The organism is Nostoc sp., from assembly GCF_036917415.1.
In the GTDB taxonomy this organism is placed as follows: Bacteria; Cyanobacteriota; Cyanobacteriia; order Cyanobacteriales; family Nostocaceae; genus Nostoc.
The window spans coordinates 36,836-48,663 of the sequence record NZ_JBALDJ010000052.1 but is presented as its reverse complement, the minus strand read 5'-3'; the positions used below and the strand labels follow the sequence as shown (position 1 = coordinate 48,663).

Sequence of the window (11,828 nt, the reverse complement as noted above, 5' to 3'; positions counted from 1 at the left end):
TAGCAAGACGTTCTTGAATTTGGGGTAATAATACTAGTGCATCTGGATTTTGCTCAGTTTTTATTAAAAGGCTGAGTTGGTTAAGGAGTGCTTCTAATTCAGTATGCTCGCCACCAATTGCACTTGCTTGTTGATAAAATTCTAAGGCGGCTTTAAAATCTTCCCTACTCTAGCGGTATTCCCCAATCTTAAGAAGGTTTCCCTAATATCTGCGGTAGAATTTACAAGCTTGGCGATCGCTAAACTTTGCGATAATACTTGTTGCGATCGCTCCTCTTGAAGAGAGTGGTTTTTGCCCACAAGCTTCAGTTCGCTATCATACCTTCATTTGGCGACTTTCTTAAACACCTACCCTTGAAAGTTTATCTCCCCCTGTCCCCTTGTCCCCTGTTCCCTCATCCCCACTCCCCAATTTAATCATGTGGACTCAAATCGACACCCATATTAGCCAGGTGACTGGCGAAAAATTTCAAAGTCAGCAACGGCGATCGGTTGGTGGCGGGTGTATCAACCAAGGTTATGCTGTTTCCAATGGTGAGATAACCTACTTCCTCAAGCTAAACCAAGCATTCCAAGTTGCGATGTTTGAAGCTGAGGCGTTGGGTTTAGAGCAAATGCTAGCAACAGCTAGTATTCGCGTTCCCAAACCAATTTGCTGGGGTACTGCTGATAATTCTAGCTACATCGTCCTGGAATGGTTAGAACTTGGTAGCGGTAATACTAAATCCTCTCTACGAGACGCTCCGCGATGGGAAGAAATGGGGCGCAAATTGGCAGCGATGCATAAAGCTAGCAGCAGTCAAGGTTTTGGTTGGAAAATTAACAATACCATTGGTTCCACACCCCAAATCAATACTTGGACAGCAGACTGGGTGGAATTTTATGTTAAATATCGCCTGGGTTATCAATTTCAATTAGCAAGGCGGCGGGGAGGTAATTTCCCTAAAGAAGATAAGTTATTAGCGGCGATTCCTGAATTGTTGGCAAATCGTCAAGTGCAACCTTCCTTGGTACATGGCGATTTATGGGGCGGAAATGCTGGGTGTACTGCGTCGGGAGAACCAGCGATATTCGATCCAGCAACTTATTTTGCAGATAGAGAAGTTGATATCGCCATGACAGAATTGTTTGGTGGGTTCCCAGCAGCGTTTTACAAAGGTTACAACGAGGTATTTCCGTTAGATGCAGGTTATGAACACAGAAAAACGCTCTATAACCTGTATCACATTTTGAATCACTTCAATTTATTTGGCGGTAGTTATAGTTCGCAAGCCAACCGGATGATTGACCAGATTTTGCACTAAGTAGAGGATTGCAGAAACAAATGAACACACGATTGGTCGATTTACTCCTGCAAATCATCACCTCCCTCACTCTGGAAGAACGTCTTTTACTGCAAGAACGCCTCAACAGTTTGGCAATTCAATTAACTCCAGGTGTTTGTGGTGGACAACCACGGATTCGCAACACCCGCATTCCTGTGTGGACATTAGTAGCTTTCCGCCAGCAAGGAGCAGATGATGCAGAATTGCTGCATAATTATCCCACCCTCACTAAAGATGATTTAACGGCAGCATGGGCATATTACGCACAGCACAGGAAGAATTAAATTGTAGAAGTAAAGCTGTATGAATAACAATGATTTGCTTTCTCGCATTTCCATCGATCCGAACATTTGTTTCGGTAAACCGTGCATTCGCGGACACCGTATTTGGGTATCACTAATTTTGGACTATTTAGCTGGTGGTACAACAATTGAAGAAGTTCTTGAGGCTTATCCAAGTATAGAAAGAGAAGATGTACTGGCTTGTATTGCTTACGGTGCAGAAATGGCGCGGGATGTTTTTGTGGAACTTCCTTTGATAAAAAAAAAGGAAGCAAGTGCGTGAAATTAAAGCTAGATGAAAATATCGACTTGCGTGTTGTAACTTTATTGCAATTAGCAGGACACGATGTTGCAACAGTACCAGGACAAGGTTTAAGTTCTGTACCAGATCCAGAAATTATTGATGTTTGTCGCCATGAAGGTAGATGTTTAGTTACTTGCGATCGCGGATTTGGAAATCGTCTAAAATACAATCCCTCTGACTATTCAGGAATTGTGATTATTCGCTTACCTTCTCATCCTAATTTTGTATTTTGGCAAGAAGCAATAGAGACACTGATTCAGGGGCTAAATGCCGCAGAAGTAACTGGGAAGTTATGGATTATTCAGAGGGGAAGCATTCAGGAATATCGACCGATTGAGCCAGATATCTAAGAGGGCAGGCTTTTCGTCCTACCCACAAGACTTAACTACTGGTTTCGATATCGTATAACTGGCATAAGGTAAGGAGTTTTTGTTTGAGGCGATCGCGCACATTTTCAGGTAATATCACTACACAATCTGGCGCATACTGCATCACTTCCCGCATAAACCAAAATGTACTAGATACTCGCCTAACAACTCGCCGGACTCGCGCTTTATCTGGTATCCACTCATTAATATTGTCTTCTGGTTTTGCTTGATAGGCAAAAGCCAAGCCAGCAAATAGATGCATTTCCACTTCTATCTCAGCCAAATTTCGCCAATCACCAGAAATTGGCATGACAGCAGCTTCAGTAATCCTGTCTAATCGTAAACTCCAGTTGTGAACCAGTTCTGATACATCAAAGTTTCCTTCTGTTTCTTCGCACCAGCAATCAAGATATTGCCGCTTTTCGTGGGGTGTAGGTTTGGCATAGCGAACGGTAAAGTTTAATAAGCGTCCGGCTGCATCTTGATAAGAAAGCTGAAATGGTTGGTTTCGCAGGATGTAGTTATCTATTTGTAATCGCCAAGCTGGGGGCAAATTCTCTAAGAAACGTTCGATTTCGCCTCGCAGAGGTAATGATAGTTCGCTGCGTTCGAGAAGTAAGTTTGCAATGATTTGGGCTTGTTCAATTTGCCCGATATCTGTCAAAGCACTGATACATCTATGTAATGCCCTGATGCGTGGTTTTTTCCAATCGTTATTGTTACCGATGAGTAACTGACGTTGAGCGATCGCTTCTATCAGTTTAGAGATGTTCGGGCGATCGCCCCACATCATACCGAATTCTAAGGCGATCGCTTCTAGCTCGGCTTTATCACGTTCTGATATCGACAGTGTAATAGATTGACCTTTTCGACTCATATTTTATACGGACACTTTTATACTTATAAATCTTGTCAATCTCTATTTTGCGTGCCAATATAGTTTTTAACAACCAGTTACGGACACTATTTAAGTGTATGTCCGAAAATTACAGAATTACTCTCAAACCTGTTTACTCGCAAACCGTCCCAACACCTGACGGGGTGAAATTACCTAAAAATTGGTTACTTTCTTGGCATCAAGCCGCAACTTTAGAAGCGTTACGCGATCCAAATATTGATGTTGTGTTCAACACTGCGATGACTGGCGATGGTAAAAGTCTCGCGGCTTACTTAGAGGTTCTTCAGGGCGAATTTTCTGCGATCGGACTTTACCCAACCAATGAACTCGCCCGCGATCAAGAAACGCAGATTAGAGGATATATTGAGAAATTTCAGCCAGAAAATCAGCCGCGTGTAGTGCGACTAAGTGGGGCTGATTTAGAGATTTATGGAGAAAATGAGGGATTGAAAAAAGGAGCTGCGATCGCAACTCTCACTAACCAGAGAGAAGCATTATTAACCAACCCTGATATTTTTCACTACCTGCATAGAGGTGCTTACATAATTCGTGGCGATAGTCCAGATAAGTTATGGGGCAGAATTGATAAAGATTTTGACTTATTTATTTTTGATGAATTCCACGTTTTTGCTGCTCCCCAAATTGCCAGTGTGATTAATACAATGTTGTTAATTCGCTGTACAAATCGCCGCAAAAAATTTCTGTTTATCTCAGCCACACCAGATACAAACTTAATTGGGCGATTAGAAAAAGCAGGATTTCGTTGTCAAGAAATTGATCCTCTAAAACAAAATAAATATCAATTTCCCGATACACCAGAACAAGGACAGCAACTGCAAACACAGGGATGGCGGCAGGTAGCACGAACAATTACGTTGAATTTTATTCCTTTGGAACCATCCTTTAAAGCTTCGGAAACCTGGCTAAAAGAAAATAGTGAGTTAATTTTGGCTCAGTTTCAGCAGTATCCAGGAAGTAAAGGCGCAATCATCCTTAACTCAATTGCAGCAGTCAAACGCCTAACTCAATTTTTTCGGGAAATCTTACAGCCTTACGGATTGAAAGTTGGAGAGAATACAGGGCTATCGGGAAAAGGAGAAAAGGAGCGAAGTCTTTCTGCTGACTTGGTGATTGGTACTAGCACAATTGATGTTGGGGTTGATTTCAAAATCAATTTCCTAATTTTTGAATCATCCGATGCAGGTAACTTTATCCAACGTTTAGGACGCTTAGGAAGGCATGACGAATATGAGAAACATGGTCAGAAAATAAAATTTGATAATTTTACAGCTTTTGCTCTAGTTCCTAACTTCTTAGTGGAGCGTTTATTTAAAGTAGATACTCCATCTTTAGAGGTAAATAGTATTTGCGAGCGCCCCTCTTTTCACAATACAATTACCGAGAATTATCGACAAATCAACGATTTTCGTGGTTATTATCGTCGATGGGGGGCTGTGCAATCATTTTGGCTATGTTATCAGTTGAGCGATCGCACAATTAAACAACAGTATGCCCAAAGCCGAGACAAGTTTCAAGAAGCCTGTGAGGAAGTATTTGAAGCGAGTTTGAAGTCACAAGCTGGGCGCATTAAAGGATGGGCGAGAGACTGGCAAGAACTTTCCAGTAAATCAGGAAATCCTATTGCTGAGGATGCTGCTAGTTTTCGAGGTTCAAGTCCTTTGCAATGTGGTTTGTATGATTTAACCGAAGAAAACGAGGCAGACAGGTTCAAAACCTACGATTTACCGGGGGTTTTGGGCAATTTAGAGATTGAAATGTGGACGGAGGCGGCATTCATACGGACGCTCAAAGCAACCGCAGAACGCACCGGACAACCCATCGCCAAAGGTAGATTTGCTCATTGTCTGGCATTTATGAAGTTACGTTCTTACCGCGAAGAAAGACTGAACTGGAAGTTTACCTATTCTGGCGACTTACAATCAATAGCTGATGTTTGGAAAGTCCAGGTTTTGGCTGGTCTAGAAATTTGGCAACCTGAAAATCAATGGACTGGGGGAATTAACAAACGTTTGAAAAAAGAGGGTTTGGTTTGTTACATAATTCGTCGTCCGGTGACTGAAGTGCGGATGCGGCTCAAGCTACCAATGAATTTTCAGATTTATGGCATCAGCGATCAGTATAGCTTTCATGATGCTACTGCGCCGTATGCGATCGCTTTTGGTCACTCTGCACTGCTGCTGGACACGCTTGCATACACGTTTAAAAGCAAAGGAGATGAGATATGGATTACTTGAGGTTTCCATCCCTAATAGGGATTTTGGTTAGTGTAACGGAGAAAAAGCTTACGCCAGTAAGTTCAGACGTATTTATTTCAATCCCTGATAGGGATTAGTAATCTCACCTTATTTCTATGGTGAGTCTCCGTCTGATCTGAGAGTAGCAGATAGTAAAGGAAAGTAACCGCCATCAAGTGCTGACTTATTTGACTAGATATTTATCACGTTAAATATGTCTGATAACTTATTGGATTAAATATATTGCAATCGGCTTTCGCTTAAGTTAGTTTTTGGGTATGCGATTACTAAGGCTGGTAGTTAAAAGAACTATCCGTTCTAATGGGCTGTATGTAAAGTTACTTTAAAGATTGAAAGATGCAAAAACGTAAGAAGACCAAGGTTGAGCTATTAATTGAAGTCTTAGCAGATGGTGAATGGCACTGGGGCGATGAACTAGCTCAACCCGATAAAGTGGGTTGGCGCTTTGGAGATGCTGTAGATAAAGCTCGTGACAAAAAAGGCTTTCCAATAGTCAGAGAGCGAGTTGGACTCAAACACAAGTATCGATTGCCCAAATTTTAACCGATATTAATGCGCTATTAGCGAATTTCGTGGTTAAACAGAGAATTTTTTGCCACAGAGGGAAGCTTATCAGTAGGTTACGGCATTAAGTTCAGGCGTAATTAGTCTCAACCCCCTAAAACTACAAAGCAAAACTTGTGGTAGATAGCTGGGTACAAGTCTGGTATACATCAAAATCTTGAAGCAGTTAGTTTTATGAAGGCTTCCTTCTTTTCTGAACGTAAAAATATGATTGGCAAAGATAAACAATTCCTTACCTGACATAACCCATGAATGAGCAACATCTTTTAGAAAGAATTACAGTCAACCCCAAAATTTTTAGTGGTAAACCAATTATTCGAGGCCGTCGTCTTGCTGTTGAACATATTTTAGAGATGCTGGCGGCGGGAGACACGATCGAAACTTTGCTAGAACCCTGGTTAGAACGGGAAGATGTGCAAGCCTGTTTAGTCTACGCGCGTCGGCTAGTTGGTGATGAACGAGTTGAACCTTTTTCGCTATGAGTAATCCCATTTCAGACGATTACAGAAATTTGCTAATGGAACTAAAACAGCGTATTCGTTCAGCCCAGTACGAAGCACTAAAAGCAGTTAATCGAGAAATGATTAACCTCTACTGGGACATTGGACAGATAATTGTTACTCAACAGCAGGGCGCTAGTTGGGGAAAATCCGTAGTAGAACAGTTAGCAAAAGACTTACAAGCAGAGTTTCCAGGAATTAGCGGATTTTCTGCTGCTAACCTCTGGCGGATGAGGCTTTTTTATGAATCCTATGTCAACAATGAAAAACTCGCACCAATGGTGCGAGAAATTGGATGGACTCACAATCTGGTCATTGTAGAGAAGTGCAAAGATGACCTAGAACGGGAATTCTATATCAGAATGACTCGTAAATTTGGCTGGACAAAGAATGTTTTGATTCACCAAATTGAAAATCAAACCTATGAAAAGACTCTGTTGAATCAGACTAACTTTGATAAAACTGTTCCAGCAGAGATTCGTAACCAATTAAAACTAGCTGTCAAAGATGAATATACTTTTGATTTCTTGGAATTAGCAGATGAACACAGTGAACGACAGCTAGAACAGGCAATTTTGGCAAGAGTTGAACCATTCTTGCAAGAAATGGGTGGGCGGTTTACTTTTGTTGGCAGTCAGTATCGCTTAGAAGTTGGCGATAAAGAATTTTTTATTGACCTGTTACTGTATCACCGCCAATTAAAATGTCTAGTTGCGATTGAGTTAAAAACTGGAGAGTTCCTACCTGAGTATGTGGGAAAAATGCAATTTTATCTGGCGGCTTTAGATGATTTATCTCGATTCCCAGACGAAAATCTCTCAATCGGAATTATTCTTTGCAAATCTAAGGATAAAACTATTGTTGAGTATGCACTGAGAGAATCGAATAAACCAATTGGTATAGCAACTTATAAACTATTTTCTACATTGCCTCAAGAATTAAAAAATCAACTTCCGGCTCCAGAGCAAGTTGCTAAACTGTTAGAAGGAGTGGAATAAAAATTGCGAATTAGATAACGGTTAATAGGAATACTGACATGAAAACACCAACAATTACAGAACTTAGAGAATTGGCTCAACAACTTCCTGAGAAAATTCCCTATCTCAAAATGTTAATTCTGTTTGGTTCTAGAGCTACTGGTAACATCAACGCTAAGAGTGACTGGGATTTTGCTGTCTTGTGCGATCAAGAAAAGCGTGAGGCTTATGTAAAAGATAATGGTTTCCTTTGGTTTGAATTACCTATGGTTCTTGGCAAACAATTCAATATAAACTCTGATCAAATTGACATTTTAGAACTAAATCATTGTTCTTGGTTAATTGCTCATTTCGTTGCTCGTGACGGGATTATGATGTTTGAAAAATATCCTGGAGAATTTGAAACATTTAGATTAAATTCATTAAAGTCAGAATCAGAGTTGAAGAAATTCCGGCAAGAACAACATAAAAAAATTGAAATAGCACTAGATAAGTGGGGAGTATGAGTAATATAGATCCTGAGATAGTTTTGGTTAGATTAAAGTTAATTACCAAATACTACAACACTTTAGAGGAGTTTAGCTCTATTAGCCTTGATGAATTTTTAAATGATTTTCGTCAACAACTTATTGTCGAAAGACTGCTGCAATTAATGACTCAAGCAGCGATAGATATCAACGACCACATATTATCAAAGCTAAATCCAGGAAAGTCAGAAACTAACTTTGAGTCTTTTATCAGCCTTGGTAAATATGATGTAATTACTCCTGAATTAGCCAGAAAAATAGCACCATCATCAGGATTAAGAAATCGTCTTGTTCATGAATATGACGAAATAGATCCGAGGGAAGTTTTTAAATCAATTAGTTTTGCATTACAACAATATCCGCTTTACGTGCGACAAATAAATAACTATTTGATTTCATTGGATATAGATAATGACTAAAAAAACAGACAAAAGAGAAGAAAATAAACAACTGTCTTTGTTTGAAAATAACAATGAGCAGTTGGAGGAATTAGATGATAATTGGTTATCAGGTAATTTTGGTTTTGATGGCGATTCTTCAGACCGCACTATTGAAACCGAAGGCGAATTATTAACACTTAAACTATTGCGTGAAGCTATTCAATCTCAAAATCCAGATGATAAGGTAATGGCAGACTTTGCCGAGTATGTTTTACCAAATCTGTTGAGGATAGCCATTGGTGTCACGGCGAAAGGTGGTAAGTTTTTTGATGAAATTGATCAACAGCGAGAAGCTGAAGGAAAAACTAAAGTCAGACGAGATAATGCTGCTGACCAATCACTGAATACTCACTTACTTAATGGATTATTCCCAGCTAATTTAATTGAGAAACGTTTAGAACAACTTAATACCACAGTGCAGCGAGTGGTAAAAGAACGAGAGCGCAGATTAGTAATTGCTGGATTTATTTTACATGATTTTGAAAAGTTTCCTGATGTACCTGAAAACTGCCGCAAGCTACCGTTAACAGAACATCGTGAAATTATTGATCAAAAAGTTCGCCAGTTAGGACTGGATAACTTTATAAATCCAGAAAATCCTGAAGCTTATCGAGAGTATCTAGATGATTTGTTGTGCATGGCTTATAATGCTCAACGCCGTTGGGATACTAACTGGAATTTTTCTGAATTCGGGTTGAATCCTCTTCTGAAAGACCGTACCCTTCGCAGTTTATCTGATTTAACTTGTTTGGCTGATTCTCTCGCCTCAATTGTTAAACATCCCCAGGATGCAGAACATCCTAGACTCAAAGAAATCATCCACAGCCTCAGTGATGGACAATTAAAGTTTACCTATCACAGTATTGCTGAAAACCGTGGTGTTTTAACTAATGTGGTGAACAATGCTTTAATCCAGGCTCATATCAGTCTGAATACTGATGAAGATATTTACTATGAACCTTTGTTATATCTGCCAACAGGCGTGATTTACTTAGCTTCGCGCAATGCTCCACCTATCTCGCCGGAAGATTTACCAGACCGTGTAGTTAACAGTATTAAATCGCTTTGTGCAGGTCAATTACGTCTCAGACAAACAGGATTTGGTAGAGATGGCAAAGGCATGAAATATGCCGAATATTACAACTTATTTTTTGATGACATAGGCTTGATGAAAGTAGCCTTAGATGCTACATTACGCATCTTAAATCCTAACAAAGATTCTGTTGCCAAAAGTCGCAGCGAAAATCTGAATAAGTTTCAGCAACAAAATGTTTTATCTGCTGATTATGACTTCAAATTTGAAGACGATATCCGTATTGACCAAATAGCAGAGTTTGGTGATTTAGTTAGCCGGAAGATTTGGGAAGAGACAGTGAATCGCGTTGATTCGGCTCGTAAGAAAGATAAAAAGCTGCCAGCAGTTCCTGATTTTGATTTAACTCACAAAGTTGCAGAATTTTGGAATTTAGCAGAATGTTTACCCCAAATTAGAGAAATTCAACGCATTAACGAAAGTCTCAAAGAAAACAAGTTAAAAGGGAATACCGGAGGAGTACCTTATGAATGGTATTATCTGGCGGCTAAATATTTAGAGCATCATCCAGGAATTGAAGATGTACGCGAAACTTGTCAGAAGGTCATTGACTACTTGACAAGCTTAATTTATCCGATAATTTCTCAATATGAATTACCTGATGGTTGGGATGATTTAAGGCTCTGGGTAAAACGAGTTGTGATGTTGCCAGGTACTAATCAAGAGCCATCTGTTAAAACTCAAGTTGAAACATTTTTAGATGAGTTAGGTAATTACAATGCTGCGAAAAAATCAGGGCGAGGGAAACAACTAATCTGCTCAATTTCTCATTCTGCTTACAGTGTTACTGAGCAAATGGAATCAGCAGTTTTATTTACGCCTCAAGTTTATACAAACAAGCAAATGTTAGGAGGTTCTAACGCTAAACGCAATATCTCCAGTATTGCAGGTGTGGAGATGATGCTGAGGCAAATACTGATGAATCAAACTCAAGCTGTAGGTAAACGATTTGAAGATGGTAAATATCGCTATCTCTACTTTTATCCCACTTATTACTTTACTCCAGAGACTAACAAGTTTTTGCAAAAAGCATACAACGGTATCGCTCAAACTCGCTTTGATACGGGCGTTCGTAATCATTTTATCAGTAAAGATTTACAGGCGAACTTGGGACGCGATCGCTACCAAAGTGTAGATAGTTTCTTAATTGATGAAAACCTCCAGCGTGACAAAGACCGCACCTTTAAGCTTTCCTATCCTGAAGACCAGCCTTTAACATTTTACTTCATGGCGCTCCCACCAGGAAGAGACAGTACCGATACCGAATCTTGGGTAATGCCAACTTGGTTAGCGTTTGCTTTCCCGATGATTTTAGATGTTAAAACTGTGGTTTCTGAGTCGCCAATTCCACCTTTTAATGATGGGGCTGAATTTGAGGAAAGCGTTTTCCTTGATAGTGCGCCTCATGCTTTCCGTGCTTTAGTAAGGCGCGATCGCTTCCGTCTTGACTACATCCTCGAAGGATGGAATGAAAACGGTATCCAATACCCAGCACCTTTAAATGTACTTACCGCCGCTTACGCCATTCATTTAGATGTGAATGCTAGGCAAGGTAAGTCTGGTTACGATGCCAATTGGGGAAGATTCACAGAACTGGCTAAAGATTTTGAAACCAGTCCACTGTACGTCTTTTCTTATCTCAATCGCTGGGTACGGAACCAGGGAGTAGAAACAGCACGAATTGAAAAAATTCGGCTTTATGCCTATCATTTTTATCCTTGTTTTGACCCTTATGTGAAATATGACAATAATATGGAGCAATTAGTTGTGGGAGAAGCATCAAGTTTGAATCACCCTAAGAAATTAACAGATTTATACCGCATATTTTACCGAGCGAATAAGCGTTATAATCCTAAGTCTAATGCTGTGTTAAAACCGATTGATATTGCGGCTGAAACTATACTCAAAGCTGAGTCAAGTGTGTTTCAGGGAGAAACATTAGTTGCGGCTGTTGCAGCAGAAGTTTTTAAACTCATGGATCGGGTTCATTCTTCTACTGCTGAAGGACGCTGGATCATGAGCAAACGAGAACAAGAACGGCAGGCGGTTCTAGATTTTGCCAAGTATTTTGTAGTGGAGGTATTTGATAAATCATTTGCAGGCGATCGCGCTCGTTTAGCTGGTCGTCAACTCAACTTAATTCGAGATACCTGTGAGTTTCTTTACCGTCTTGAAGATGACAAAGAAAATGCAGGAAGAAATGAAAATATTCTTGTAATAGATGATGTTAATGAACCGGAATAAATTCTTCTTCTAGACGTAAACAAGTAGTAAA

The 11,828-nt window shown here is 40.0% G+C and carries 13 protein-coding genes; 11 read left to right on the top strand and 2 right to left on the bottom strand.

Annotation, left to right across the window (positions count from 1 at the left end; all coding sequences use genetic code 11):
- Window positions 1–141 precede the first annotated feature (141 nt).
- Window positions 142–300 (bottom strand): hypothetical protein, encoded by a 159-nt coding sequence (locus V7K41_RS09950; RefSeq protein ID WP_334847656.1) that lies wholly within the window; start codon window positions 298–300, stop codon window positions 142–144.
- A gap of 119 nt (window positions 301–419) precedes the next feature.
- Here V7K41_RS09950 and V7K41_RS09945 point away from each other — a divergent pair, with 119 nt between their 5' ends.
- Genes V7K41_RS09945 through V7K41_RS09930 form a run of 4 tightly spaced genes read left to right on the top strand, consistent with a single transcriptional unit; the run spans window position 420 to window position 2,260 of the window.
- Window positions 420–1,304 (top strand): fructosamine kinase family protein, encoded by an 885-nt coding sequence (locus tag V7K41_RS09945; protein ID WP_334847655.1) that lies wholly within the window; start codon window positions 420–422, stop codon window positions 1,302–1,304.
- A 20-nt stretch (window positions 1,305–1,324) separates the two neighbouring features.
- Complete coding sequence (locus V7K41_RS09940; RefSeq protein WP_334847653.1) at window positions 1,325–1,609, top strand: DUF433 domain-containing protein; 285 nt, start codon at window positions 1,325–1,327, stop codon at window positions 1,607–1,609.
- 19 nt (window positions 1,610–1,628) lie between these two features.
- Window positions 1,629–1,889 (top strand): DUF433 domain-containing protein, encoded by a 261-nt coding sequence (locus tag V7K41_RS09935; protein ID WP_334847652.1) that lies wholly within the window; start codon window positions 1,629–1,631, stop codon window positions 1,887–1,889.
- A complete protein-coding gene (locus V7K41_RS09930) occupies window positions 1,886–2,260 on the top strand; it encodes a DUF5615 family PIN-like protein (protein ID WP_334847650.1) in 375 nt (124 codons plus the stop codon). Before V7K41_RS09935 ends, V7K41_RS09930 begins: the two co-directional genes overlap by 4 nt.
- A gap of 31 nt (window positions 2,261–2,291) precedes the next feature.
- On the opposite strand, the gene V7K41_RS09925 is transcribed toward V7K41_RS09930, so the two are convergent.
- A complete protein-coding gene (locus V7K41_RS09925; protein WP_334847648.1) occupies window positions 2,292–3,155 on the bottom strand; it encodes a WYL domain-containing protein in 864 nt (287 codons plus the stop codon).
- Between the two features lie 98 nt (window positions 3,156–3,253).
- Between V7K41_RS09925 and cas3 the strand changes: the two genes are divergently transcribed.
- The 7 genes from cas3 to cas10d all read left to right on the top strand — a co-directional run bounded on the left by cas3 (window position 3,254) and on the right by cas10d (window position 11,797).
- Window positions 3,254–5,431, top strand: coding sequence for a type I-D CRISPR-associated helicase Cas3' (gene cas3 / locus V7K41_RS09920; RefSeq protein WP_334847646.1), 2,178 nt, complete (start codon window positions 3,254–3,256; stop codon window positions 5,429–5,431).
- A gap of 357 nt (window positions 5,432–5,788) precedes the next feature.
- A complete protein-coding gene (locus V7K41_RS09915; protein WP_334847644.1) occupies window positions 5,789–5,995 on the top strand; it encodes a hypothetical protein in 207 nt (68 codons plus the stop codon).
- 269 nt (window positions 5,996–6,264) lie between these two features.
- Window positions 6,265–6,498 carry a DUF433 domain-containing protein gene (locus V7K41_RS09910; RefSeq protein WP_334847643.1) on the top strand — a complete coding sequence of 78 codons (234 nt, stop codon included), beginning with the start codon at window positions 6,265–6,267 and terminating at the stop codon, window positions 6,496–6,498.
- On the top strand, window positions 6,495–7,514 hold the full coding sequence (locus V7K41_RS09905; RefSeq protein ID WP_334847641.1) for a PDDEXK nuclease domain-containing protein: 1,020 nt from the start codon (window positions 6,495–6,497) through the stop codon (window positions 7,512–7,514). Before V7K41_RS09910 ends, V7K41_RS09905 begins: the two co-directional genes overlap by 4 nt.
- Before the next feature lie 38 nt (window positions 7,515–7,552).
- Complete coding sequence (gene mntA, locus V7K41_RS09900) at window positions 7,553–7,999, top strand: type VII toxin-antitoxin system MntA family adenylyltransferase antitoxin (RefSeq protein ID WP_334847639.1); 447 nt, start codon at window positions 7,553–7,555, stop codon at window positions 7,997–7,999.
- Window positions 7,996–8,439, top strand: coding sequence for a type VII toxin-antitoxin system HepT family RNase toxin (gene hepT, locus V7K41_RS09895; protein ID WP_334847637.1), 444 nt, complete (start codon window positions 7,996–7,998; stop codon window positions 8,437–8,439). The genes mntA and hepT overlap by 4 nt, the downstream gene beginning before the upstream one ends.
- A complete protein-coding gene (cas10d, locus tag V7K41_RS09890) occupies window positions 8,432–11,797 on the top strand; it encodes a type I-D CRISPR-associated protein Cas10d/Csc3 (protein WP_334847636.1) in 3,366 nt (1,121 codons plus the stop codon). The genes hepT and cas10d overlap by 8 nt, the downstream gene beginning before the upstream one ends.
- Window positions 11,798–11,828: the final 31 nt, after the last annotated feature.

Excerpts from the sequence above, each read along its gene's own strand:
- V7K41_RS09945 (WP_334847655.1), top strand. The coding sequence starts at position 420 with ATGTGGACTCAAATCGACACCCATATTAGCCAGGTGACTGGCGAAAAA.
- V7K41_RS09910 (WP_334847643.1), top strand. The coding sequence starts at position 6,265 with ATGAATGAGCAACATCTTTTAGAAAGAATTACAGTCAACCCCAAAATT.
- V7K41_RS09925 (WP_334847648.1), bottom strand. The coding sequence starts at position 3,155 with ATGAGTCGAAAAGGTCAATCTATTACACTGTCGATATCAGAACGTGAT.
- V7K41_RS09940 (WP_334847653.1), top strand. The coding sequence starts at position 1,325 with ATGAACACACGATTGGTCGATTTACTCCTGCAAATCATCACCTCCCTC.
- mntA (WP_334847639.1), top strand. The coding sequence starts at position 7,553 with ATGAAAACACCAACAATTACAGAACTTAGAGAATTGGCTCAACAACTT.
- cas3 (WP_334847646.1), top strand. The coding sequence starts at position 3,254 with ATGTCCGAAAATTACAGAATTACTCTCAAACCTGTTTACTCGCAAACC.
- V7K41_RS09935 (WP_334847652.1), top strand. The coding sequence starts at position 1,629 with ATGAATAACAATGATTTGCTTTCTCGCATTTCCATCGATCCGAACATT.
- V7K41_RS09905 (WP_334847641.1), top strand. The coding sequence starts at position 6,495 with ATGAGTAATCCCATTTCAGACGATTACAGAAATTTGCTAATGGAACTA.
- hepT (WP_334847637.1), top strand. The coding sequence starts at position 7,996 with ATGAGTAATATAGATCCTGAGATAGTTTTGGTTAGATTAAAGTTAATT.
- V7K41_RS09915 (WP_334847644.1), top strand. The coding sequence starts at position 5,789 with ATGCAAAAACGTAAGAAGACCAAGGTTGAGCTATTAATTGAAGTCTTA.
- cas10d (WP_334847636.1), top strand. The coding sequence starts at position 8,432 with ATGACTAAAAAAACAGACAAAAGAGAAGAAAATAAACAACTGTCTTTG.